The organism is Anabaena sp. PCC 7108, assembly GCF_000332135.1.
In the GTDB taxonomy this organism is placed as follows: domain Bacteria; phylum Cyanobacteriota; class Cyanobacteriia; order Cyanobacteriales; family Nostocaceae; genus Anabaena.
Map to the genome: position 1 here is coordinate 94,915 of NZ_KB235896.1, position 23,861 is coordinate 118,775.

Below are 23,861 nucleotides of genomic sequence, written 5' to 3' on the forward strand. Positions count from 1 at the left end.
TAGATGGTGATTGGTAATTGGTAATTGGTAATTGGTAATTGGAAAAAAATATTACCTATTACCCATCACCTATTACCAAATCCCTATACTGGTGACAATAGCTTGATTTTGCCTTCTAAAGAGTTCATTAGTGACTGGAAGGGCTGGACAAATTTGTCAATACCTTCAAGGAGTAATTCGTCCATGACGGCATTGATGTCAATGTTGATGTCCGGTTCTTTCAAGCTTTCGAGGAGATTGTCAGCTTCTTCTACACGTGTTTCCAGGCGATTAGCAACATCACAGTGATCGGCACAAGCTTTAATTGTGGCTGGTGGTAAGGTGTTAACGGTGTCTTTGCCAATCAATTCATTGACATACATGACATCGCTGTAACTGGGGTCTTTGGTGCTGGTGCTGGCCCACAGCAACCGCTGTACTTTTGCGCCTTTTGCTGCTAAGACTTGCCAAGTATCAGTGCTGGTGATTTTCTTGTATTCTTGGTAAGCTATCTTGGCGTTAGCGATCGCAATTTTCCCTTTGATAGCTCGCAGTCTCGCTTCCTGGTTAATGTCATCAACACCCCGTCGCAATTTAGCATCTATTTTACCGTCGATGTTGCTATCAATCCGGCTCAGGAAAAAGCTGGCTACAGAAGCAATTTTGCTGATATCCCTACCTTCACTAACCCGTTTTTCTAAGCCCCGAATATACGCCCAAGCTGCATTAATGTAACTTTGGACTGCAAACAACAGCGTCACATTGATATTAATTCCTTCAGCTATTGCTTGTTCTACCGCAGGTAAACCAGCCTCAGTCCCAGGAATTTTAATCATCACATTTTCTCGCCCTATTTCTTGGAAATATCGACGAGCTTCAGCTATTGTCGCTTCGGTATCATCAGCAATGGTTGGTGGGACTTCTATACTCACATAACCATCTAGACCATTCGTGGCTTCATAAACAGGACGCAAAATATCACAAGCATTGCGGATATTTGCAAAAACTAGGGATTCATAAATTTTGTATGTCGCTAAACCCTCACGAATTCCAGCTTCAATATCGGTATCATAAATGGCATTACCAGTAATTGCTTTTTCAAAGATGGCTGGGTTAGAGGTAATACCAGAGATTCCTTGATTTTTTACCAAGTTTTCGAGTTCCCCTGATTGAATAATGTCACGACTCAAATTATCCATCCAGATACTTTGACCGTATTGTTTAATCTCTAATAAATGATTGGTTGCCATAGCTATTTTTTAACTCCAATTCACAGTGTTTTTTGGTGAAGTTGAGAAAATTATCAGGTGCGGTGAAGACAAGAAACAATGCTAAAATTTAGACCCCGAAAGGCTTTTACCACTGTCACCTGTCACCTGTTTCCTGTCACCTTCTATAACCTCACATACAAACATTGCTAATCCTGCATTACCCCAATTGCCAATCTTCAGCTTCATTACTGGCAACAGTTAGACGCTTTTTTTCAACTTCGTCTAATGACCGTTTTGAATAAAAGACTCTACCTTTGCCACATCTTGTTTACTACCAATAATTAGAGGTGTGCGTTGATGTAGTTTTTTGGGAACTACGTCTACAATATCTACTAATCCTGTAGTCGCACGACCACCAGCTTGTTCAATCACAAATGCTAAAGGTGCAGATTCATAAAGTAGGCGCAATTTACCTTCTGGTTTTTGCAGTGTGCCTGGATAGAGAAACACACCACCTTGAACTAAAATTCTATGTATATCACTCACCATTGCGCCACTATAACGAGCGGTATAACCTTCGGTGCGATGAACATAGCGAATGTATTCTCTAATGGATTCATCCCACTGCCAGAAGTTACCTTCATTAACGCTGTAAACGGAACCGTGGTCAGGAATCTTGATATTTTCTTGTGTGAGAATAAATTCCCCTAAGCTGGGATCAAGGGTAAAGGAATGAACGCCTTTACCTATAGTATAGACCAGCATCGTGCAGGGACCGTACAGTATGTATCCAGCGGCAATTTGCTTGTGTCCGTTGGTCAACAGGTCAGTAGCTTTACCATCGCTATCGTCTCCTTCCTGTTGACGGATGGAGAAAATCGAACCTAAGCTGAGATTAGTATCTGTGTTAGATGAACCATCTATTGGGTCATAAAGCAAGGTATAACGACCAATTGGGCAATTTTCCGGGATATAGTAGGGGTCTTCCATTTCCTCGGAAGCTAGGCGACAAACTAAGCCGCTTTGCTTAAATACTGAGATAAATACGTCGTTAGCGTAAACATCCAAATTTTTGACAGATTCTCCCTGGACGTTGACTTCTCCAGTAAATCCCAGAACGCCTTCCATTAAGCCGGCGTTGCTCATGCGACGCGCCACTAGTTTACCAGCCAAAGCGATGCGATTCATCAGCGCACTTAAATCCTGAGCGTCTGCGGAAAAACTTTGCAATTGCTGGAGTACATGACGCGATAAGGTTGTACAATCACGATCTAGGGCTTTATCTGTAGCGTAGTTGATCGACAAATTTAAAGATTCTGAGGCTTGAGCCATTTTTATTACTCCCTAGAGTTTTGCTTTTGGGTCAGTTTTACCAATGGCAACTTTTGGTTGCTGCCTCTATCTTAGAAAGGTATTTTGATAACTAAAGATTGATTTTAGATAAACTACAGAATTCAAATTTGAGCGTGTAAGGGGGACATCTTTTTTATCTCACGCAGAGGCGCAGAGTCGCCAAGAGAAATCAAGGATGTGATCTAAATGCATGGAAACTGCTGTATTTTAAGATGCTAAGATTTTACTGGGGATTGGTGATTTTAAGTATTTTTTCTGAGTTGTAAATTCATTTTTAGTAATTATTAACACTATATAAAAACTGTTTTATTATATGGGTAATGTATCTTTTAAGATTTTACACTCATGGCAAAAATGAAGCTTTCTACCCCCCCATAATCGCTAAAAGCCTTGCTGTAGCTGGATTTGGTGCTTCAGTATTACTAGGCGCTGCCCCTGCTAATGCCCTTGATTTCACCTTTTCTTTTCAGGATGTAGATGGCGGGACTAACGGATTTGTTACAGGCACATTAAGTGGTCTAGTAGAGGGTAATAACGCTGGACCAGGGATTACAGCAACAGTTACATCCAGTCCTGGAGGTGATGGAGTCGGTTTCGGTTATAATCTTGGGGGTGCTGGTTCTCCAGCTTTTACCGTTACTGGTGGTAATATCACTTATGCTGATATCTTATTCGGTGATGGAACTAATGAGTTATTATTAAGACCACCAGGTTCTAGTACTTTAACCTATCTGTTTACACCCACTAATACATATTTTGATTTTTCTAGCGCCACAACAACATTCACTCCTGTCTCTGCGGCTGTTCCCTTTGAGCTTAACTCTACTGTGGGACTAGCAACATTAGGTATTTGCTTTGGTGCTGCTAAATTACGGAGAAAGCATCTTGCTAAAAAACTTGTGGTGAGTTGAGATAATTTTGGATTCTGGGTTTAGCATTGCTAAACCCCTACGCATTGAATCAAATCAAAAAAAGCTGTTTTGAAAAATATATTACCCCTTTCTAATAATCTGTGATGGTTTCAAACCAGCTGAATTAAAAATCTTGTCTCGACTCCCAACTACCACGTCGATTATCATCCCTTCGATTATCTTCTCGTGGTTTTGCTTTATTAACTCTCAGTTGACGACCCATCCATTCTGCACCGTCTAATTCTGTAATAGCTGCATCTTCTTGTGCGTCTTCGATCATATCAACAAAAGCAAATCCACGTATTTTTCCAGTTTCGCGGTCAGTAGGTAAGACAACTCTTTTAACTTCGCCATAATCAGCAAACACGGCTTTTAAGTCTGCTTCGGTCGCACGGTAAGAGAGATTTCCAACGTAAATAGTCATGTGGGTCAGGTAATTTTCAACAAAAAGCGATTAGTTCAGCTAGAAAACAGAATTACGCAAATTGCAAGTATTGCATAGTCTTTTCTGATTCATAGACAGCAAAAGTTGTAGGACATTAACCATAACTTAATCTGCCATCAGACTGAATATACTTATACGTTTATTATCATAGCTGATAGTGACATTTTCCCAAGCATGACGTTTTATAAAAAAATGTAATATTAGTATGATTAAGATAATTAAAATAATCTACTTTTATGTTTTACATCTATTAACCGTTAACATTTCAATAGTTAACGGTTAAAGGTTAAGAAAAGATTATTCAATTGTAATTTGTTGCGGTGTATTGGCTTTGCCGTTTTGCGCCTCTGTGCCAGTCTTGCTACAACTATTTGCACAACCTTCTTGATTTAGCCAACTTTTCACAGGATCTTCGTTCAGGTTGAGTCGGAGGACACCAGAAACAAACCCACCCATAAATGAAACTGGATTCTGGGCAAGTTTTTGAAATAGGGGCGATAATTCACTAATAAACATTACACTCTCCCAGTATTGTAAAAAATTATTAATTCTTCATCAATCGTAACTTAGAAAGCTATTTTCGGTAATAGGTAATGGGTAAAAAATTCTTACCAATCACCAATCACCAATCACCAATCACCAATCACCTATGACGTTGGCGTTTGATCTGGAAACATACATTTATCAGAGTCACAACCACTGGGGCCTGCTTCTGATAATTCCCCTAAATCGTAACGACTTAACGCCCCACAGAAATCATCTGTTGTACGTCTTGCTTTTACTTCTGCTGACAAGCGTTCATAAGTGGCTTTGTCTATTGGTTCAAAGGGTAAGCGAGGGAAAGATTGTAAATCATCAAACCGGGCTAATAAAGCCGCAGAAATATATCCTTCATCATTTTGGATAGCTTCATAGATGCGTGTTCCCAAGGGTTCAACTTCCTCTGAACGGAGTTCTAAGGTAGCGGAGGTGTTATGGGTGACGTAATGACTCTGCACTTGCATGACAAAATCTAATTGAGCTAAAACAGAAAATTGAGCAACTTCTATTTCATCAGCACCGGGTAAATCAGCCCAAGATACAGCCACGGGGATTTCTACTAACCATTCTGTACAACGAGGATCAAAAGGATCGTTGAGTAGGTTGCCGTTTTCGTCTTTGTCAGATTGGGAGGGAATGACGTTATAACCATAGTCTATACAAGCTAGGGCTACAGGGTCATTTTTACCGAAGGTAATCCGACGGATGAATCTTTGGGCTTTGGGGGGATGCCAACCGGGAGAAGCACCTGTTAAGAGGGATTTTGTGCCAGCTGGTTGGACTGTTGTACAACGGTTGGGACGTTTGATGTTGTGGCGATCGCAATATTCCCACACAACTTTATGAACTACATCTTTCCAGAAGTTGAGATATTTTTGCTCACCACGTTTGAAAACCATTCCTTCGGTGGTTTCTGGTCTTCCTGCTTCCCACCAGCGTAACCAATTTGTGCCAAAAGCATGGACAAAGAAGTCAAATAAACCCGTGAAGGAAACACCGACAATGGGATCAAGTTCCCGACTGTATTGATAGCGGGGTTCTAGGAATTGGTGATTTAACAGCGCGACGACGGAAAGCGCCCCAGCGGTAAATGCCTCTTCTTGTTCTTTGTAGTTGTCGGGATCGAGTTGATTTAAGTGTACCTCAGACAAATTACAGTGGAAGTCAGCACCAATAATCTCCAGTTTTGTTATCCTAGAGGCTTTTTATCCTCTAGTTCTACAGGTTCTATATTCCCTGTAGCTCCGCGTACCTTTTGTACGTATGACTGTAAATGATAGAGAAATACGTACCCCCACACTCTTGGAGATTTATATTCTAGAAAACAATTTTCATTGCAATCTAGTTTCACTCTCTACGCTGTACGGTGTCAATAGCTTTTTATTTCCATTGATTACCACGGGATTAGCTTCTCAGCTTTCCCCGTATTTGCGGGGTTTTTTACGTGAGGCAAGTATTATAAAGTACCACACGGATTTAAGCCAAATCTACCTATTCTATGTTCTAGCTCATCAGCATCAATTTTAGGATGGTATTCTTTTATCCATTGCTCGACTTTTCCTTGCTCGTAAGCTTGCAAAAAGTCTTTTTTAAGTTCTGGTGTATTTAATAAATCAGCATTAGCTCTAGCGACTGCTTCACCAGCCCATTGAATTGCCCCTTCACCACTGTAATATTGTTTACGTACAGCAGCAATGGATTCTTCTAAAGTTGGTTTGCGGTGAAAGACTCGTGTATGGTTGGCCATCCTCAGAGAATCGCGTTCTGGATCTATACGCCAGTTACCTTCTGCGTCTTGTTGCCAGAGGTTATCTTTAGCAGTTGCGCCTTGTTCATCTTCAGAAACGAATTGTCTCATCCCTGCGGACCTTCTTATATTGCCGGCAACAATTGTGACAGCAGCTTCATCAATTAATAAACAGCATTCAACTGAGTTTAATTGTCTGCCTATTGCCTTATTGAGAATAGAGGCGCAACGCTGATATAATCCTGGCAACTTCACAGGGTTAGCCATACCACCAAAACCTTTAAGAGTTTCCCCAGATTGGCGGATATCGCTAATATCAACAATTACCTGAACGTCACCTGTGAAGCGTTCATCCGTAGAAAGTTCTAAAAGAGTTTGATAGGATTTTACCCAACCTTCCCGACTGTCTCCAACGTGGATAGTAGCGGTGTTAGCTTCTATATGGATTTGTGTAAATTCACGACGCTGTTCTTGGGGTGTGTTGCCAATTTCGCCGCGAATGGTGACATGGAGAAGATTACGGATAGGAGGAAGTTGATTAATATATTCTGGTTCGATGATCGCACCTGTACCACAGCCCATCATGGCTAGATCCATCATCAACCCGAAAGCACTCCAGTCTACAAGGTTGGTGGAAGTGCAATTATAAGCGCCGGAGAAGTTTTTGGGTTTGGTTAACCAATCTGTACCACCAACCCACATCCAGCGACCACTGGGGAGGGATTTCATGTTTCGCTGCATCTTGTCTAAAATGGCAGCTTCTTCACGGGTGAGTTTTCCCAGTTCTACTAAACCGCGTAAAGTGCGATCGCATACCTGCTCCCATGTTTCTCTCAATCCTGCCTGTGTACGACGGCTGTAGGTTCTAAAAAACACCGGATTGGCGGCTGGAGCAGATTCTGGAAAGGTTGCACCCTGACGTTGACGTTCAAGTTCTCGAACCATAATAAAGTATGATTGCTTGTAAATAAACTATGACTATACGCCAAGTAGATTTAAGATTAAAGATTGAAAAATTTACCACTTTGCGCTATGGCTTAGTCTGTGTCAATTATAACTATACTTTTGTTTTTTGTTTAAGTATAAAACCCTGAACGTGAATTATCAGGGTAGTAGAATCTCAAAGTTTTACCTGTCAGGTTTTCCAAAATAAGATATCTGTGTAATTCTGCTATTTGTTTAATTTTTCCGTTGACTATCCATCAAGCAGAGATAGCAAGTAAAGATGCCAGTTCACTTGTATTAGTTACGACTTGATTTAATTGCTCACTGAAATAGATAATTTCGTAATTAGGTGCAAGTTCTTTTTGCAGTTGTTTCCACAAACTAATTCCTTCTTGTTCAAAAGCTGCTGCTGCTTCTGGACTCAAATCTGGTGAATTACCAGGATCTTGCCAATCTAACGTGCCATTATAAGCAGTTGCCCATTTTCTCAAATGGTTAATGGTTTCTTGGCTGAGGGGCAGTTTTGCTGGGTCAATGTTACCAACTTTATCAGTATCTGCCCACCATAAAGGGTCGCACCCATAATCAGCCATTAGTTTAATTTTTATTGCCATAGCTACTACGGTGGAATTATGGTAATGAGGCTGGATTAGCTCCAACTATATAACCATTATCGCCTACTGTCACTGCTATATACTGCTTTTTTCCATTAAAATTTACTTCATAGATTTCTCTTCGGGGTTCTACTGTTCCTTGATAACCAAGAAACATTCCATTGATTACAGCAGCCATAACAACATCGGCGATTTCATCTTCAGAAATTCCAAGTTTGGCAAAGTCTTCTTGATGTTTCTCTAAAATGTGTAATAGTCCACTTCCTCTTTTACCAGATTTTCCTTGTTCTAAAAAGACGATTTTGCCATCAGCTTGTTTAACAATCTTGACTATTTTTTCAGGGGTATGTTTAATGCCAAGTTGGAGAAGTTCGGAAATCAAGGCCAATTTTTCATCACTATCCATTTTTTTCTCCTTAAATTGGGGGTAAGTTCTGTCTAACTAAATGGCGTAAAGTGCGATAGCAAAGCGCGACATAGGAATCGCTTTTTGTCCCATAACGGCAAGTTCAAAAACACCAGATTGGTTGCTGGAGCAGATTCTGGAAAGGTTGCACCCTGACGTTGACGTATAACTCCTACGTCGTCACGCAAGCTATCAAGTTCTCGAACCATGATAAAGTTGCTTACTTGTAAACAAACTATGACTATACGCCAAGTAGATTTAGGATGGAAGATTGAAAATTTTACCACTTTGCGCTGTGGCTTAATTCGTGTAAATTGTAACTATAAAATGGTGTAAGTATAAAACCCTGACTGTATGCCAGGGTAGTAGAATCTCAAAGTTTTACCTGTCAGGTTTTCTGAAATAGGCTATCTGTGTCATACTGTTCTTTTGTTTAATTCCTTCCCTAGCAAGAAGCTGAGTATTTTTTTAGGTTTGATTGCGCTGATGTAAATCTGATTATTTCAGTTTTGCGCTATATGTACACTAATATTGATTAATATATATTATTAAAATGTATAATTTCCCTTCATCATTACTGCTAAACAATTACTGATTAATAAAATAATGAGGGTATTGCTTCTAAAATCTATTTTATTGTTTTTCCTCTCCTTACTGTTGACAATTGGCTTTACTCCTGTGATAGCTCAAATGCAACAACCACAGACCATTATTCAACAAGCTCGGATACTTTATAATGGGGGCAAGTTTCTAGAAGTTTTACCTTTATTACAACAAGCTGCAACGGAATTTAAGATACAGAAAGACTTCTTAAATCAAAGCATTGTATTAAGTAATCTCGCTGCAACCTTCGGACAATTAGGACAATGGGAACAAGCAGAAAAAAATATCAATTTTAGTCTTTCCCTGCTTCAATACCAAACTCCAACTGCTGAACAACAGCATATACTTGCCCAAACTTTCGATATTCAAGGACAATTGCAACTAGAACGAGGTAAAATCCAAGATGCTTTAGATACTTGGATTCAGTCAGCTAAAATCTACAAACAACTAGGAGCAAAAGAGCGACTAATCCAAAGTCAAATTAACCAAAGTTTAGCTTTACAATCATTAGGATTGTATCCTAGAGCTTGCCAAACGCTATTATTATCTTTAAATTCAGAAACATCAAACTGTGAAGTTTCTGTTGCAAGATTAGCAAGTTGGAAAAGTCAAGTATTTTCTTTCCAGAATATTCAATCTATAAACGCTTTAGGTCATGTTCTCCGAGTTTTAGGACAGTTGCATGAATCCCAACAAGTTTTAAATTTGGGTTTACAGGCGGCAGCAAAATTAAATCTTCTTCAAATCCAAGCAGAAGTTTATTTAAATATCGGTAATACAACCCGTGCTTTTGCTAATCAACCTGGTTTAAATAAACAACAAAAAAGCCAATATCAAGAAACTGCACTTTCGGCTTATGTTAATTCTGCTCAATTAGCAACTCTTCAAAATACTCAAATTCAAGCTTTATTAAATCGTCTTAGTTTATTGGTAGATTTGCAAAAATGGCAAGAAGCAAAAGCTTTATGGTTAACATTAAAACCGCAAATTAGCCAAATCTCTAATAATCAAATGGGAATTTATGCTCAAATTAATTTAGTTGAAAGTTTAATTAAATTAGCAATACATTTTTCTGAATCATTTATAGAAATTGAGCAAATATTAAACAGTGCTTATGGAAAAGCCCAAAATTTAGGAACTCCCCGCACACAAGCTTATATATTACTCACACAAGGTAGATTATCGGAACTGCAAAAACAATGGACAAAAGCCGAAAATTATACAACACAAGCTTTGAAGTTAGCGCCATCTTTTGAGTATCCTGATATTGCTTATCAATTATTATGGCAATTAGGACGGATTCAACAATTACAAAAAAATACTGAAGGGGCAATTTCTCAATATACCCAATCTATTAAAATCCTGGGTTCTTTGCGCGGTGATTTGGTGACAGTTAACCCTGATGTCCAATTTTCTTTTCGGGAAAGTGTCGAACCAATTTATCGAGAGTTGGTGGGATTATTATTAAAAGAAGAATCTCCCAGTCAGGCTAAATTACAACAAGCCCGTCAAATAATTGAATCTTTGCAATTAGCAGAATTAGATAACTTTTTCCGTGATGCTTGTGCAGATGCTAAACCGAAACTAATTGATGAAATTGATCCCACTGCAGCTGTTATTTATCCAATCATTTTAAATGACAGACTAGAAGTTATTCTCTCTATTCCTAACAAACCCTTACGTAAATACACAACTAATCAACCCCAGGCGGAATTAAAAACTACGATTAAACAAGCCCGAATTTCCCTGAGACGGACGGCTTTTCCACAAGAGCGATTACCTGTACTTCAAAAACTTTACAATTGGTTAATTCGTCCTGCTGAGGCTGATTTAACCGCCAATGGTATCAAAACTTTGGTATTTGTCCTTGATGGTGCTTTACAGAGTTTACCAATGACCACGCTTCATGATGGTCAACAATATCTCTTGGAAAAATATAACATTGCCCTGACTTCTGGACTCCAACTTCTCGAACCTAAACCTCTAACCCAAGTTAAACTCAAAGCCTTAATTGCAGCACTGACAGAAGCACGTCAGGGTTTTCCCGCTTTACCAGAAGTGGCGACTGAAGTTCAGCAGATTTCATCGGAGATACCCACAAATACACTTTTAAATCAGCAGTTTATTGTTGAATCTCTACAAAAGCAAATCAAAGCAGCATCTTTTCCTATCGTTCATTTAGCTACTCATGGTCAATTTAGCTCCAAAGCCGCAGACACCTTTATTTTAACTTGGGATAAGCGGCTAAATGTCAAAGAATTAGACCAATTATTGCGAGAATCCCGCAATGATGCCAAAAAACCATCCATTGAATTGTTAGTTCTCAGTGCCTGTGAAACTGCTGCTGGTGATGAACGGGCAGCTTTAGGCTTGGCAGGTATAGCAATTCGTTCGGGTGCTGGTAGTACTGTCGGTACTCTCTGGCAAGTTAACGACGAATCTACATCTATTCTCATTAGCGAATTTTACAGGCAATTAGCTAAATCTAAAGTTAGTAAAGCTGAAGCCCTCCGCAATGCTCAACTATTGCTCTTAAAAAATCAAAAATTCCAGAATCCGTATTTTTGGTCTGCCTTTGTGTTGGTAGGAAATTGGCAATAAGTATTATTAAAGGTATTGTAAATTTTAGATATAGGGTATTTTATTTTCTACAGCTTTTCAGTATAATCACACTAGTACCACAAGACGGAATTAAAAGCTAAAAATAAAAAAAAAGCAGATTAGACAAGCTTTTCATGAATTTTTAATGGTTGGTTGACTTACACCGTAGTGTACTACTGATCTGGAAAACCAATATTAATCTCCGTAAACTCGAGCAAGATCATTCTGCGCTCATGCAAATCCTAGCGAATTGAGGCTTGATCAGTAAATACCGATAATATCCAGTTCTGGAGAAATACTTAGAAATTAGGAATCGCAACAGAAATACAGTCAATATTCGTTGTTTATATGATTAGTCAGTTTCACCCTTGAATTATGAATATGCAAAAATTATCTCGTTCCCTATTATCTCTGCTCTTTACTGGACTGGTATTACTGCCCTTAGCACCAGCCCAAGCTGTCACCTTTAAAGCTAAAGGTAGTCCCCAAAAAACTGGAGGGGGCGCAACCAGAGGAATTTGTCAGCAAGTTGAAAATTCATCTCCACAACCAATTTTGACGGCTTTAATTCCAGCCACCGAAAAAGAGTTAACAGTTGCGGCTTATCCCACTGTTTTGGTGAAAATATCTGAATCGGTGACTCGGAAGGCTGAATTGACTTTATGGGATGGTGAAGGCAACGGAATTTACCAAACTATCGTTGATTTGACAGCTACTCCGGGAATTACTAGCTTTAAAATTCCGAAAGCGGCTGGGGCTTTGGCTGTTGGTAAGCAGTATAAATGGAATCTGGCTTTGATTTGTGATCCAGAAGAACGACAACGGGATATTGTTTTGGAAGGAAGATTGGAACGTGTCGAACTCAGTTCTGCGCTCAATAGTAGTCTAGCAACTGCCAGCCCCTTGGAAAAAGCTCAACTCTATGCTCAAAATGGACTGTGGTATGACACTGTAGCCACATTAGCTGATTTAAAGCGATCGCTTCCGCAAAATACCCAAATTGGCGCTGAATGGCACGAACTTCTTCAGTCTGTTGGCTTAACTGAACTTAGCCAAGTCCCTGTAGTTGATTGTTGTCAGCAGCCCCAAAATTAAAACTCCGCTGATGTGATTAAACTCAAACCGTTCCTCAATAGCTGGCGAGCAGTATTGGTAGTAACTCCATCAGTAGCGGGTTGCATCATTATCATGCGTGTTCTGGGGTTGTTTCAGATGATAGATTGGACAGCACTTGACCAATTTTTTCAACTGCGTTCCCCAGAACCTCCAGACTCCCGGATTGTGGTAGTTACTATTGATGAAGCGACGATTAGAGAAGTTGGGCAATGGCCAATTCCTGATGCTGTACTGGCAAAAATGTTAGATAAAATCCGCCAACAAAAACCCCTAGCTATTGGTTTGGATTTATATCGAGATTTACCTGTACAACCTGGTCATGAACAACTAATTCAAATCCTCAAATCTACACCCAATCTAATTGGGGTAAAAAAAGTTGTGGGAGATGGATATGGACCGGAAGTAAATCCCCATCCAATCTTAAGTGAACGAGATCAAATAGCTGCTTCCGATTTGTTATTAGATGCTGATGGTAAAGTCCGTCGGGGTCTAATTTCTTTGGAAACTAAATCGGGTGAAGAAGTTTTAGGTTTGGCAGCAAAACTATCTTTAATGTATTTAAAAAATAAAGGAATTGATTTAAAAGAAATAGATGCAGAAAAACGTCATTATCAACTAGGAAAAGCTATTTTTATTCCTTTTGAAAAAAATGATGGTGGTTATATTCGCAGCGATGATCGAGGCTATCAGATTTTACTAAATTTTCGAGGCACACAAGACCACTTTCAAAAATATTCAATTATGCAGGTGGTGAATGATGATGTCCCTGCAAATTGGGGACGAGATCGGATTATTTTAATTGGTGCAACTGCGGAAAGTTTGCATGATGATTTTTTCACTCCTTACAGTACTTCTTTTAGTGCTTTTCCAGAAAGAATGCCTGGGGTGATTATTCATGCTAATTTAGCTAGTCAAATTTTGAGTGCTGCATTAGAAGGCAGACCAATGATGCGCGGTAGTCCTGAAGCAATACAATGGCTATGGATTATTTTATGGTCTTTTGTTGGTGCTATTCTCGGCTGGACATTGCGGTCTAAAAAATTTATTTATAAAAATATCTCTTACAGAGAAACGGTATTAAGTTTAATAATGGCTGCAAGTAGTTTGATTTTAGGTTCTTACCTGGTTTTTCTCCAAGGTTGGTGGATTCCTTTTGTCCCATCACTGCTTGGTTTAGGGGGATCTGCGATCGCAATTGCTATTTATACTACCCGTTTAGAACGTCAAGACCGATACACTCTTATGGCCTTGTTCAAACAGCAGGTAACATCTCAAGTTGCCGATCAAATCTGGACATCTCGCCACAATTTGCTGCAAAAAGGGTCAGTTATTGGGCGAGAAATGACAGCAAGCGTACTGTTTTCAGATTTAGAGGGTTTTACCTCTATTGCCACCACCATGACTCCTACGGCGCTTATGTCTTGGCTGAATGAATATATGCAAGCAATGGCTGATATTGTCCTGGAATATAACGGGATGGTGAATAAATTTATTGGTGATGCAGTAATGGCGCTGTTTGGTGTGCCAATTGAACGCACAAACTTGGTAGAAATCGCCATTGATGCTGAAAATGCAGTTGGTTGTGCTTTAGCAATGGCCGATAAATTGCGATCGCTAAATCAACAATGGCAGTTATCAGGTAATCCCACCGTTGCTATTCGCATTGGGATTGCCACAGGAACAGTAGTTACAGGTATGCTAGGTAACACCCACCGAGCCGAATATACAGCCCTAGGAGACACGGTAAATGTCGCATCTAGATTAGAAAGTTATGATAAATCTTTGAATTGTGGACTTTGCCGAATTTTGATTAATGAAGAAACTTATCAACATATTAAAGATAAGTTTCCTACCAAATTTATCGGCAGCATTCGGTTAAAAGGACGAGATGAATTAACTCAAATCTACCAAGTTTTAGTATCTTAAGCCGTCTTGACAAACACAGAACCAGCTTCAATCTTCGCTAGGTAAGTTTTCAGCGGTTTTTTAGCTGGCCTCTTTTGTGCTTTACCATCACGAGCAAATTCTGCACTATGACAGGGACAAACAAATGTATTTTGTTTTGCTTCCCATGCAACTGTACAACCTTCATGAGTACAGGTAGGATTAACTGCAATCAAGTCTTTGGACGCTTTCGATGTTCCCACTACTAACACTGCCCCAATGGGTGAATTTTCCGCCAATAATTGCCCATTTTTATCTAATTGTGCCACAGTACCCACTTTTTGCCAGCCCTTAGTAGCTTCATTAGATCCAGAAGTAGCAGATGTGCTGGTTTCGGGAGAACAAGCAGCAAGGGCGACAGGTAGAGAACTAGCTAAACAACCTAAACCCACCCAGTTTATAAACTCACGACGTTTCATTAGTTGCTTTTAGTTAATGTGTTATTTTTCACCAACCTATATATTATTACTTGTCCCGGTGTGAGAATTTCTCTTGTTTTTATTCCCACTATTTTATTCACTTCTTCTACCAATTCCATCTCGTCTATTATTCCCGCTACTATTCCTAAATGGTCTATATTTAGGATTGGCATGGCAACTTGAGACTCTTTCATGTTTTTTCTCTTTCTCTATTTCGCACTTATTATTTTACAATGAATAGCCTGAAATGATTACCAGCTAACCATTTCAGGCTTTATATTTTTACAATTCCTAATTATTTAATCTGCTTCAATATCTGCGGAATGTGGGTTATATAATGTCCGGCATATCCATAATAAAAAAATTTTCCGCATCCTGATATGAACGCTAATTATGGGTATTTCACCGGACATGATATGACTACAAATACTTCTCCAATAACAAACCTAACTTCTCCTTAGTCGCTGCTGGTGCTTTATCTAAATTCGTCAAAATCGCATACTTTAACGCCAAATGTGCATCACTAGCAGGTGGATTCTCAGTTAAACGCTTCACAGTCTCTTGAATTACCTTTTGAGCATTTACAGCATTTTTATGTAAATTAGCAATTACCATTTCCACCGTCACACTATCATGATCTGGATGCCAACAATCATAATCAGTCACCAGTGCTAAAGTTGCATAAGCGATTTCTGCTTCTCTGGCTAACTTGGCTTCTGGTAAATTTGTCATCCCAATTACCGTTGCTCCCCAACTACGATAAAGATTCGATTCCGCCTTGGTCGAAAATGCCGGTCCTTCCATGCACACGTAAGTACCACCACGGTGTAGACTCACATCTGGTAAATTTAAAGAAGCTATCGCATCAGCCACCACACTAGCCAAATTTTGGCAAATCGGCTCACCAAATGTGATATGTGCCACAATTCCTTCACCAAAAAACGTAGAAATTCGATTTTTTGTCCTGTCAATAAACTGATCTGGTACTACCATATCTAGTGGTTTAGCTTCTTCCTTCAAAGAACCAACTGCACTGGCTGAAATTAAGTACTTCACACCCAATTGCTTCATGGCATAAATATTGGCACGAAATGGTAACTCGGAAGGTGAAAGCGTATGATTACGACCATGACGAGCTAAAAAAGCAACTCTAGTTTTTCCTAACGTACCTAAAATAAAAGCGTCTGATGGTGAACCAAAGGGAGTCTGTATCTCTAATTCTTCCACATCTTCAAGTGACTCCATCTTGTATAAACCACTACCACCTATAATGCCTATTTGTGCTATTGTCATATTCTTAGGTTTATTATTTCTTAAAGTGCTAAGTTATTCTACCGAAAACTTGAATAGTACAAAGCTACGAATTAGTAATTAGCTAATTTTTTTTGTTTAAGTAAAGCTACCAATGGCAAGTTAGTCAAATTTTGTTATTGTGCAATTAATAAGTATGAAAATTATATAAAACAATGGTGAAAAATATGCAACTTACAGATAATTCACGCCAAACCAACTTAGAAGCAATTTTGGAACGCATATTTAGTAATCGCAGAATTACACGCCAAGACCAATATACAATGATGTCTAACCTTTTACATCAGGAAGGTTTAAGCGAACATAATTTAAACCAAATTAATAAGGTATTTGATGCCTTAAAAAGAGGACTGATTAAAGTAGTAGATTAAGAGAATGAATGCACAAGTCTCAATTCATACTACCTGAGGCGGAATTTAAGATTTAAAATTTAAAATTTAAAAAGCAGATTACACCAACTTTTCAGGAATTTTTCATGGTTGCTTGATTTACACTGTTGTGTATTAGAAGTCCTGCACCTCTCCTTGTTGTTGCGTCTGTCCATTTGTGTCAACTTTCCCCAATTCCCTGTACCCAAAATCTCTTAACTTTCGCTAAATTAGAAAAAGGTACACTTAAAGGAATTTTCAATGACAGCACAACTGTTACTGGTAGATGATGAACCAGGATTGCGGGAAGCCGTGAAAGAGTATTTACAAGAAAGCGGTTTCAGTGTTCAAACTGCCAGTAACGCCCGTGAAGGTTGGGACTTGATGCAGCAAAATACACCTGATTTAGTAATTTCTGATATCATGATGCCCCAAGTGGATGGTTATCAGTTTCTCAAACAACTGCGAGATGACCCCCGCTTTCAAGCAATGCCTGTAGTATTTTTAACTGCTAAAGGCATGACAGGCGATCGCATTCAAGGCTACCAAGCTGGTGTTGACGCTTATCTACCCAAACCCTTCGATCCTGATGAATTAGTGGCAATTATCGAAAACTTGCTGGCTCGTCGCTCTGCTCAAGCACCAGCTATAAGTGAAGATGGAGAAAACATGGATATTGCCAAATTAGCCCTGGAAATTTCCAAAATTAAAGATTTGTTAAGTCCCAGAACAGCAATTTCTTACTCCCCACCTCCTTTCAAAATTGATTTAACTCCCAGAGAGCAAAGCGTCTTAAACCTAGTTGCAGAAGGATTGATGAATAAAGAAATTGCTCGACGCTTAGAAACTAGCGTTCGTAATGTTGAAAAATATGTCAGCCGTTTGTTTAGTAAAACTGGCACTAATAGCCGTACAGAGTTAGTTCGTTTTGCTTTAGAACATGGATTGGCTAATTAAACTTTTTTGAAGACATAGCAGATGATAGAGGATAGTCTGAAAAGTCTTTTCGTATCTGGGTTTTATAACCCTCTTTCATCTCTATGGCATGAATCAACGAATTTTCAAGGTTACAGCCTGGGAAAAATTGAGGTTTAATTCCATTTTGACAAAAAAGGGTTGGTAGCTAGTTACTCTTTTCTTAACTAAGACTAACAAATACTTACATTATGGATATTTGCCATAACCCGAAAAATTTTGTGTTTGGCATTCAGCTTTGGTCAAAAAGTTTGTAGGATACACCCTGGTAAGTTTGCTAACAAAAAATAATATGTGGGTTCTTATCCTTGAAGCGGAACCCTGCTCATGTTGAAATTTATCTGAAAATAAATTTTCAACTACCCTAGTCTAAATTGGTAGTAAGGGATGACTGCTTTGATTAGACAGCCAAGTATGTTGGTAGTGCACAGGATCAAGGTTGATTCAGATACTTGCTTGAACTTCCCTTAGTTGATCTTCTCACTTGTATCTGTAGAGTCTGATTATACAAGCCGACAAATAATGATAGCAAATAAGTAAGGGAAAAAGTAAATAAATTTACTATTTGATACCCGAAGCCGAATTTGCTACTTCTTAAAAGTACACCTTTCGTTATTGGCTATTATCAGCAAAGTTCCGTAAGCGCATCAGTTGCCGTCTCATTTGCGGTGAGGCTTTGAACTCAGAAACCTCCTGAGCTTTTACAGACGCTTGTAGTGTCTCCAAAAAGTCATCAGATCCCTCAGTTAGTGCATCTAATAACACCTGCAAAAGTTGTTCACGATCTCCCAATAGACTCTTTTCTTCAATCAACCTGAATTTGAGATGAATTTCGCATTCATAAACACCTACTTCGAGATTATTTATTTGGCGTGGTAATGCTTTGGAGTTCATAGTCTGAGGATTCCTTTACTTGGTGTTCATGCGAGTGAGAAACTTGATATCCGGAGAAAAATTCTTTATATTTTTTTAAATACAAAGAAGCATTGGAATTAAGAACTTTTTCTTATACATCACTTTTTCATTCGATTTAACTCCCCCCGTTTTTGTTCCAGCTATATTTTCGTCTCTGTTTTGATGATCCTGTGCTAGTTATCGCATATGTTACTCATAAACTATTATTCAGTTTTTAAGATTCCATACAATAAAGTTTCTGTAAGAACTTGTCAGACCTTTTTAAAAGTTTTTACATCAACTTTATCTAAACGTCAATAACAGTTTTACTTATCGGACTTATCTCTGTATTTACACTTAGGTATAAACGCTGGGTGTTATCATTTGATTAGAGCTATAAATCGCTGTAGACTAAATAAGTAAAATTACTCAATGTATGGGATTTTCTCAGTAAATTTCAAGTGAGTTAATCAGTAAAGTTATGAGTTATAAAATTTTTTTCTGGAGAATCACATACATACTGAATTAAGTTATTTTATGCCACTATTTTACAAAATAGCATAGCAAGTTTTAAAGACTACTCGCTACACTGAGAAAGCACAGATAAAAGAGAAAAGTTCTGGTTTCTCCCCTGCTGCCAATACTGCCTACCTGTTGAGATTTCCTTGCTGTATACTAAAAGAGCAGAGTTTGAACCTTGTCAAGTTTTCCTTCTGGTAGTTGAACTGAAGCACTAGCCGCACAACCTGCTTCAATCGTTTGGTTTTCTGTCCTTAGCAGCAATCTCCCCAAACAGTATGCTGACAAACCCAAACTAAATATTTTCCAAATTTCGTCAAAACTGCAATCACAGCTTGTAACTTGGAGGAATTAAGCCCAAGCACAGCAGTTAAAATGATTGCAGTGTAATTAACCGAAATCTTACACCTTTTATGGATAACCCGATGCTGCTCAAGTCTACAACCCGCCACATTCGCATTTTTGCGGCGGAAATGGACAAAGATGAACTAGTTCCTAGTAATCAGGTGTTGACGCTAGATGTTGACCCAGACAACGAATTCAACTGGAATGAAGATGCTCTGCAAAAAGTTTATCGCAAGTTTGATGAACTAGTGGAAGCCTCTAGTGGCGCAGACCTAACAGATTATAACTTGCGTCGCATTGGGTCAGACTTAGAGCATTATCTGCGATCGCTGCTGCAAAAAGGCGAAATTAGCTACAATCTCTCTAGCCGCGTTACTAATTACAGCATGGGATTACCCCAAGTTGCAGCCAACTCAAATCAATAAGCTGAAAAGTCGTTGTTGGTGAGTTATAAATTTTGTAACTCACTAACAATTTAGGCACTGGTGGGGACTGGCAGAATTGAGCATCCCAGTCCCTACTAGACAGCAAATTGAAGGGCTAAGAAAAAAGTGCAGCAAGGAACATACAACTCCCCAGCTGCCATCTCCCCAAGTCAAGCTTTGCTGACAGCATTAAATTTAGTTACTTTGATGGTAGCGAGTCCCAGAGCAATAGAAGTTATGATGAGGCTGTAAGGTTGAGTTAGGAATATGCTCTTGGGATAATTAAGTAGTAACTGCTGCTAGTCACCAGCTAAAATCAATATCCAAAGCTGGATATGTTCAAGACGAAAACATAAGCGGTCTAAATTACCGTTGTAAATACCGTTAAAGAAATTGCCAATCGCTGCTCGGTGCGACAAATATGGAAAATGACGCGGCAACGCTGTACTGCCCAAATGAATATTGTCAAGCTGCTAACCCCCTAACACACAAGTTTTGCCAGCGATGTTCGACACCATTACCCAAGCGTTACCTTTGGGCTGTGGGAGATAGTTTAAGTCTGGGTAGTCTTGGAGAAATTTTAGCTGATCGCTATCTAGTCATTGGTCAATCAATTGTTTTTGATCTCAAGCCTGGATTACTACCCCAAACACCTGAATTAGATAATTTACAGAAATTTCAAGCCTATCTCAAACTCATTCCCTACCGCTTACACATACCGCAAATATATGGGGTGTTAACTGTAAACCCCGAACAATCCCAGTCAGAAATATTACTTCTGGAAAACCCTCCCCTGTTAGTTGATAGTCTAAGCTCTCAAGTACATCTGTGCAGCGAATTAACTACTGTTTGGGGTGAAGCCTCATCAATACGGCAAATGAACTGGCTTTGGCAGTTAGCTCATTTGTGGCAACCCCTGTCAACGGAAGGAGTAGCTTCCAGCTTATTAGATCCCAGTGTATTGCGAGTTGAAGGGGCATTAGTGCGGTTACTGGAGTTGCATTTAGATTCAAAACCAGAGCCAACATTGTCACAATTAGGGGAATTTTGGCAAGCACTGCGGAAAGAGGCCAAGCCAGCCATAGCTGAATTTCTCAACCAAATTAGCGATTCTCTAATTCAGGGCAAAATCAACTCATCTGAACAATTAATTACAGTTTTAGATCAAGGACTAGCACAGTTAGGGACATCTGCTACCGGACGAACTTCTCCAGTACAGACAGCTATTAAAATTGTCACCCAAACTAATACAGGCCCCAGTCGTCAACGCAACGAAGATGCCTGTTACCCACCCAGTGGTGTCGTGGTGAGTAAACCACCACAGCAAACAGCCTTAGCTATTGTCTGCGACGGTATTGGTGGGCATGAAGGAGGTAACATCGCATCCACTTTGGCCATTGAAACTATTCAGCAACAAGTAATCGAACTAACTTCAGTTCCTTATGAGAACATAGATCCCTTGCTGCTGCTAACTGATTTAGAACAGGCAGTAGCACTTGTCAATGATAAAATTAGCCAGCGCAATGATATTGAAAATCGTCAAGGGCGACAACGGATGGGAACCACTCTGGTAATGGCTTTGCCCATCGCCCATGAAATGTATATCACCCATATTGGTGATAGTCGTGCCTATTGGATTACCCGCCACGGTTGTTATCAAGTTACCTTAGATGATGATGTGGCTTCCCGCGAAGTGCGTTTAGGCTATGCTATATACCGCGAAGCATTACAACATAGTGGTTCTGGCTCTTTGGTGCAAGCTTTAGGGATGAGTAAAAGCGCTTCATTACATCCCACATCCCAAAGGTTTATCATTGATGAAGATGCCATTTTTCTACTCACATCCGATGGTTTGAGTGATTTTGACCGTGTAGAGGAATATTGGGAAACAGAAATTTTACCAATTCTTTCTGGCGACACAAATATAGAAAATGTAGCCCAGCGACTTATAGAAATCGCTAATACAAAAAATGGACACGATAATGTCACCATTGCTTTATTACATTATCAAGTCCAATATTCCGAACCTGAATTAAGGCTCAAAGCTGACATTCCCACTGTTTCCTCTAGCAAAACGGTAGATTTGACACAAAAAATCACAAACGGGACAGTTTTAGACAAATCTCACCAGCAAACTCAAGTTATTCCAGAAACCAAGCCTATTCGCACCTCTCAATTACCGCTACAGTTGCTAGTTCTTTTGGGGGTACTTTTAGCATCTGGTTTACTAGGATATTGGATCAAAGTCCAACGGCAGCTACCACTTCCGATTGCCGAGCCGATAAATCCATCCGTCAACCCACAACCAACAAACCTAGAAAACAACCAGAAAGATTTCTCACCACCAGTCAGTCAAACACCTGCGCCTTAGTGAACAATGCCTTTACGGCATACCACACTATCCTATAATGCAGGTGATAAACAAAATCAAAAATTACCAGGTAAAAATTTCTGCCTGGACTAAGTTTATTGCTAATTATTTGTTCTTAAAGTTTAGTTTCTTGAATCCATGTCCTGCCTGAATCTGGCGATCGCCCGTCTAGTAAATACTGGCACTGATAACTTCGCTATTTGGGTGGTCAAAGCTCCCTATCCCAGTGGTTATGTTTTGCGTGACTGTGTTTTTTCTACTGAACTTACTCAAATTTGGCAAGAATGGCAGCAGATGTTTGCTGGTCATATGGATATTGTTTCATTGCCGACATTACCAGGAGTAAATACATTACCAGTTGATTTAAATTTGCCCGTCGTCAGTCAAACCACAAGTCCTTACAGTAGTCGGTTGATGCAATACCTCGGCATCAGTTTATGGCGTTGGGTATTCGATGGGTCAATTCTTGGTAGTCTAGAACGTAGTCGTGGTATTGCTATGGGTCAAAATAAACGGTTGCGCTTCCGTTTAGAAATTCGTGACCCGGAACTTATTGCTCTGCCTTGGGAAATTATGCAGCGTGAACCTGGTCAATCAGCAATATCTCTTTCCCAAGATATCTTATTCAGTCGCACTACTAGTGAAGTTGAACCTCTGCCAAATTTGCGAACTGACCCAGCATTAAATGTCTTATTAGTTTTAGGACATGATGACAATCTGCAATTAGAAACAGAAGCTGCCATTCTCGAAAAAATCTTGTCAGACTGTAGTCCATTAGAAAAAAGTGTCTATGCGCCCTGTATGGTGAAGACTCTGTTGCAACCCACTCCACAACAGTTAATTCAAGAGTTAGAAACCAAAGCCTACAATGTCTTTTTTTTCGCTGGCCACGGTCTACCTGCTCCAGATGGTGGGTTATTATTTTTGGGGTCAGATATGACTCTCAATGGGATAGAATTAGCGCAGGTATTAACACGTACAGGTGTAAAACTGGGAGTTTTTAATGCCTGCTGGGGGGCGCAACCAGCAACAATTAATCAGCAAGTTATACCTACTAGTAGTTTAGCAGAAGTACTCATCCGTCATGGTGTACCTGCGATATTAGCAATGCGGGATGAAATTGCTGATCAAGAAAGTCACAGTTTTATTCAAGCTTTTACAGAAGCATTGCGATCGCGCAAACCAATTGATGAAGCTGTGGCATCAGCCAGACAAGAACTGTTAACACTATATAAGTTCAATCAACCAGCTTGGACATTACCAGTTCTCTATCTACATCCAGATTTTAATGGTGACTTGATTAAGACTGTTGATGAAGGAATTACAGAACTACCAGATACGGCTATCTCTGGTCTGGGTTCCTCAACACCGACAGCATCATTGCGATCGCTTTCACCAGAAGGTAAAACTTGGTTATTGCGTTCCGGTGTCACCCGTATTGGTCGCACTAAAGATAATGATATTGTTATTCCTGAACTCTATATTTCTAAACGTCACGCCGAAATCTTATGTCGGAATACTCTGACTGGTACTACATCAGTGCGAACGTACTATCTACAAGATTTATCAACTTATGGTACAACTTGGTGTCTAGGTCCAAATGGTTGGCAACAAATCCTCCGGGAGGAAGTTCCGCTTAGATCGGGGATGCAATTAAAGTTTGGCAGCGCTAAAGGTGAAACATGGGAATTTTTAATTAAAAGCCCCTAATAGATTAATTTCAAGGGTAAAGTTTCTGATTCCAGGATTAGTTTCAATCTTCTACTTTAAATATAGAGAAACGATCATTGTTTTTTGCGGAAATTTGATTCTTCAAGCT

General features: G+C 39.4%; 20 protein-coding genes and 1 pseudogene. 9 read left to right on the forward strand and 12 right to left on the reverse strand.

Features of this window, described 5'->3' with window-relative positions; all coding sequences use genetic code 11:
• Nucleotides 1–83: 83 nt before the first annotated feature.
• Together tal and fbp are read right to left on the reverse strand one after the other, a co-directional pair.
• Nucleotides 84–1,229 (reverse strand): transaldolase, encoded by a 1,146-nt coding sequence (gene tal, locus ANA7108_RS0101185; RefSeq protein ID WP_016948922.1) that lies wholly within the window; start codon nucleotides 1,227–1,229, stop codon nucleotides 84–86.
• Nucleotides 1,230–1,472: 243 nt separating this feature from the next.
• Nucleotides 1,473–2,522, reverse strand: a complete 1,050-nt coding sequence (gene fbp, locus ANA7108_RS0101195; protein ID WP_016948924.1) for a class 1 fructose-bisphosphatase — start codon at nucleotides 2,520–2,522, stop codon at nucleotides 1,473–1,475.
• Nucleotides 2,523–2,863: 341 nt separating this feature from the next.
• On the opposite strand from fbp, the gene ANA7108_RS0101200 reads away from it, so the two are divergent.
• Entirely contained in the window at nucleotides 2,864–3,454 is a 591-nt protein-coding gene (locus ANA7108_RS0101200) for a hypothetical protein (protein ID WP_016948925.1), read from the forward strand.
• Nucleotides 3,455–3,578: 124 nt separating this feature from the next.
• On the opposite strand, the gene ANA7108_RS0101205 is transcribed toward ANA7108_RS0101200, so the two are convergent.
• The 6 genes and pseudogenes from ANA7108_RS0101205 to ANA7108_RS30005 all read right to left on the reverse strand — a co-directional run bounded on the left by ANA7108_RS0101205 (nucleotide 3,579) and on the right by ANA7108_RS30005 (nucleotide 8,360).
• Nucleotides 3,579–3,878, reverse strand: coding sequence for an RNA-binding protein (locus ANA7108_RS0101205; RefSeq protein ID WP_016948926.1), 300 nt, complete (start codon nucleotides 3,876–3,878; stop codon nucleotides 3,579–3,581).
• 318 nt (nucleotides 3,879–4,196) lie between these two features.
• Nucleotides 4,197–4,415: a hypothetical protein gene (locus tag ANA7108_RS0101210; RefSeq protein ID WP_016948927.1), complete on the reverse strand. Its 219-nt coding sequence runs from the start codon at nucleotides 4,413–4,415 to the stop codon at nucleotides 4,197–4,199.
• A gap of 131 nt (nucleotides 4,416–4,546) precedes the next feature.
• Nucleotides 4,547–7,131: pseudogene (gene nrdJ, locus ANA7108_RS31305) on the reverse strand (ribonucleoside-triphosphate reductase, adenosylcobalamin-dependent).
• A gap of 257 nt (nucleotides 7,132–7,388) precedes the next feature.
• Nucleotides 7,389–7,745, reverse strand: coding sequence for a hypothetical protein (locus tag ANA7108_RS0101220; RefSeq protein ID WP_016948928.1), 357 nt, complete (start codon nucleotides 7,743–7,745; stop codon nucleotides 7,389–7,391).
• A gap of 16 nt (nucleotides 7,746–7,761) precedes the next feature.
• The gene (locus ANA7108_RS0101225) at nucleotides 7,762–8,151 is read right to left on the reverse strand and encodes a hypothetical protein (RefSeq protein WP_016948929.1); all 390 of its coding nucleotides are present in this window, start codon (nucleotides 8,149–8,151) and stop codon (nucleotides 7,762–7,764) included.
• A gap of 32 nt (nucleotides 8,152–8,183) precedes the next feature.
• Complete coding sequence (locus ANA7108_RS30005; RefSeq protein ID WP_158318338.1) at nucleotides 8,184–8,360, reverse strand: hypothetical protein; 177 nt, start codon at nucleotides 8,358–8,360, stop codon at nucleotides 8,184–8,186.
• Between the two features lie 481 nt (nucleotides 8,361–8,841).
• Here ANA7108_RS30005 and ANA7108_RS0101230 point away from each other — a divergent pair, with 481 nt between their 5' ends.
• The 3 genes from ANA7108_RS0101230 to ANA7108_RS0101240 all read left to right on the forward strand — a co-directional run bounded on the left by ANA7108_RS0101230 (nucleotide 8,842) and on the right by ANA7108_RS0101240 (nucleotide 14,397).
• Complete coding sequence (locus ANA7108_RS0101230) at nucleotides 8,842–11,355, forward strand: CHAT domain-containing protein (protein WP_237741471.1); 2,514 nt, start codon at nucleotides 8,842–8,844, stop codon at nucleotides 11,353–11,355.
• A gap of 375 nt (nucleotides 11,356–11,730) precedes the next feature.
• Nucleotides 11,731–12,450 (forward strand): DUF928 domain-containing protein, encoded by a 720-nt coding sequence (locus ANA7108_RS0101235; protein ID WP_016948931.1) that lies wholly within the window; start codon nucleotides 11,731–11,733, stop codon nucleotides 12,448–12,450.
• A gap of 12 nt (nucleotides 12,451–12,462) precedes the next feature.
• Nucleotides 12,463–14,397, forward strand: coding sequence for a CHASE2 domain-containing protein (locus tag ANA7108_RS0101240; RefSeq protein WP_026103918.1), 1,935 nt, complete (start codon nucleotides 12,463–12,465; stop codon nucleotides 14,395–14,397).
• On the opposite strand, the gene ANA7108_RS0101245 is transcribed toward ANA7108_RS0101240, so the two are convergent.
• From ANA7108_RS0101245 to ANA7108_RS0101255, 3 genes are all read right to left on the reverse strand, one after another.
• Complete coding sequence (locus ANA7108_RS0101245) at nucleotides 14,394–14,834, reverse strand: ubiquinol-cytochrome c reductase iron-sulfur subunit (RefSeq protein WP_016948934.1); 441 nt, start codon at nucleotides 14,832–14,834, stop codon at nucleotides 14,394–14,396. The two genes, ANA7108_RS0101240 and ANA7108_RS0101245, sit on opposite strands and share 4 nt — an antisense overlap.
• The gene (locus ANA7108_RS28425) at nucleotides 14,834–15,028 is read right to left on the reverse strand and encodes a DUF4277 domain-containing protein (RefSeq protein ID WP_016948935.1); all 195 of its coding nucleotides are present in this window, start codon (nucleotides 15,026–15,028) and stop codon (nucleotides 14,834–14,836) included. Before ANA7108_RS28425 ends, ANA7108_RS0101245 begins: the two co-directional genes overlap by 1 nt.
• Nucleotides 15,029–15,254: 226 nt before the next feature.
• Complete coding sequence (locus ANA7108_RS0101255; protein ID WP_016948936.1) at nucleotides 15,255–16,127, reverse strand: S-methyl-5'-thioadenosine phosphorylase; 873 nt, start codon at nucleotides 16,125–16,127, stop codon at nucleotides 15,255–15,257.
• Nucleotides 16,128–16,312: 185 nt separating this feature from the next.
• On the opposite strand from ANA7108_RS0101255, the gene ANA7108_RS0101260 reads away from it, so the two are divergent.
• Both ANA7108_RS0101260 and ANA7108_RS0101265 read left to right on the forward strand, forming a co-directional pair.
• The gene (locus ANA7108_RS0101260) at nucleotides 16,313–16,516 is read left to right on the forward strand and encodes a hypothetical protein (protein WP_016948937.1); all 204 of its coding nucleotides are present in this window, start codon (nucleotides 16,313–16,315) and stop codon (nucleotides 16,514–16,516) included.
• A 258-nt stretch (nucleotides 16,517–16,774) separates the two neighbouring features.
• Entirely contained in the window at nucleotides 16,775–17,470 is a 696-nt protein-coding gene (locus tag ANA7108_RS0101265; RefSeq protein ID WP_016948938.1) for a response regulator transcription factor, read from the forward strand.
• Between the two features lie 630 nt (nucleotides 17,471–18,100).
• Here the strand turns inward: ANA7108_RS0101265 and ANA7108_RS0101270 are convergent.
• Nucleotides 18,101–18,382 carry an Npun_R1517 family heterocyst differentiation transcriptional regulator gene (locus ANA7108_RS0101270; RefSeq protein WP_016948939.1) on the reverse strand — a complete coding sequence of 94 codons (282 nt, stop codon included), beginning with the start codon at nucleotides 18,380–18,382 and terminating at the stop codon, nucleotides 18,101–18,103.
• Between the two features lie 932 nt (nucleotides 18,383–19,314).
• Between ANA7108_RS0101270 and ANA7108_RS0101275 the strand changes: the two genes are divergently transcribed.
• The 3 genes from ANA7108_RS0101275 to ANA7108_RS0101285 all read left to right on the forward strand — a co-directional run bounded on the left by ANA7108_RS0101275 (nucleotide 19,315) and on the right by ANA7108_RS0101285 (nucleotide 23,752).
• Nucleotides 19,315–19,671: an NAD(P)H-quinone oxidoreductase subunit M gene (locus tag ANA7108_RS0101275; protein WP_016948940.1), complete on the forward strand. Its 357-nt coding sequence runs from the start codon at nucleotides 19,315–19,317 to the stop codon at nucleotides 19,669–19,671.
• Nucleotides 19,672–20,092: 421 nt separating this feature from the next.
• Nucleotides 20,093–22,042, forward strand: a complete 1,950-nt coding sequence (locus tag ANA7108_RS0101280) for a protein phosphatase 2C domain-containing protein (protein ID WP_016948941.1) — start codon at nucleotides 20,093–20,095, stop codon at nucleotides 22,040–22,042.
• A 138-nt stretch (nucleotides 22,043–22,180) separates the two neighbouring features.
• The gene (locus ANA7108_RS0101285; RefSeq protein WP_016948942.1) at nucleotides 22,181–23,752 is read left to right on the forward strand and encodes a CHAT domain-containing protein; all 1,572 of its coding nucleotides are present in this window, start codon (nucleotides 22,181–22,183) and stop codon (nucleotides 23,750–23,752) included.
• Nucleotides 23,753–23,861: the final 109 nt, after the last annotated feature.

Excerpts from the sequence above, each read along its gene's own strand:
- tal (WP_016948922.1), bottom strand. The coding sequence starts at position 1,229 with ATGGCAACCAATCATTTATTAGAGATTAAACAATACGGTCAAAGTATC.
- fbp (WP_016948924.1), bottom strand. The coding sequence starts at position 2,522 with ATGGCTCAAGCCTCAGAATCTTTAAATTTGTCGATCAACTACGCTACA.
- ANA7108_RS0101200 (WP_016948925.1), top strand. The coding sequence starts at position 2,864 with ATGTATCTTTTAAGATTTTACACTCATGGCAAAAATGAAGCTTTCTAC.
- ANA7108_RS0101205 (WP_016948926.1), bottom strand. The coding sequence starts at position 3,878 with ATGACTATTTACGTTGGAAATCTCTCTTACCGTGCGACCGAAGCAGAC.
- ANA7108_RS0101210 (WP_016948927.1), bottom strand. The coding sequence starts at position 4,415 with ATGTTTATTAGTGAATTATCGCCCCTATTTCAAAAACTTGCCCAGAAT.
- ANA7108_RS0101220 (WP_016948928.1), bottom strand. The coding sequence starts at position 7,745 with ATGGCAATAAAAATTAAACTAATGGCTGATTATGGGTGCGACCCTTTA.
- ANA7108_RS0101225 (WP_016948929.1), bottom strand. The coding sequence starts at position 8,151 with ATGGATAGTGATGAAAAATTGGCCTTGATTTCCGAACTTCTCCAACTT.
- ANA7108_RS30005 (WP_158318338.1), bottom strand. The coding sequence starts at position 8,360 with ATGGTTCGAGAACTTGATAGCTTGCGTGACGACGTAGGAGTTATACGT.
- ANA7108_RS0101230 (WP_237741471.1), top strand. The coding sequence starts at position 8,842 with ATGCAACAACCACAGACCATTATTCAACAAGCTCGGATACTTTATAAT.
- ANA7108_RS0101235 (WP_016948931.1), top strand. The coding sequence starts at position 11,731 with ATGAATATGCAAAAATTATCTCGTTCCCTATTATCTCTGCTCTTTACT.
- ANA7108_RS0101245 (WP_016948934.1), bottom strand. The coding sequence starts at position 14,834 with ATGAAACGTCGTGAGTTTATAAACTGGGTGGGTTTAGGTTGTTTAGCT.
- ANA7108_RS28425 (WP_016948935.1), bottom strand. The coding sequence starts at position 15,028 with ATGAAAGAGTCTCAAGTTGCCATGCCAATCCTAAATATAGACCATTTA.
- ANA7108_RS0101255 (WP_016948936.1), bottom strand. The coding sequence starts at position 16,127 with ATGACAATAGCACAAATAGGCATTATAGGTGGTAGTGGTTTATACAAG.
- ANA7108_RS0101260 (WP_016948937.1), top strand. The coding sequence starts at position 16,313 with ATGCAACTTACAGATAATTCACGCCAAACCAACTTAGAAGCAATTTTG.
- ANA7108_RS0101265 (WP_016948938.1), top strand. The coding sequence starts at position 16,775 with ATGACAGCACAACTGTTACTGGTAGATGATGAACCAGGATTGCGGGAA.
- ANA7108_RS0101270 (WP_016948939.1), bottom strand. The coding sequence starts at position 18,382 with ATGAACTCCAAAGCATTACCACGCCAAATAAATAATCTCGAAGTAGGT.
- ANA7108_RS0101275 (WP_016948940.1), top strand. The coding sequence starts at position 19,315 with ATGGATAACCCGATGCTGCTCAAGTCTACAACCCGCCACATTCGCATT.
- ANA7108_RS0101280 (WP_016948941.1), top strand. The coding sequence starts at position 20,093 with ATGGAAAATGACGCGGCAACGCTGTACTGCCCAAATGAATATTGTCAA.
- ANA7108_RS0101285 (WP_016948942.1), top strand. The coding sequence starts at position 22,181 with ATGTCCTGCCTGAATCTGGCGATCGCCCGTCTAGTAAATACTGGCACT.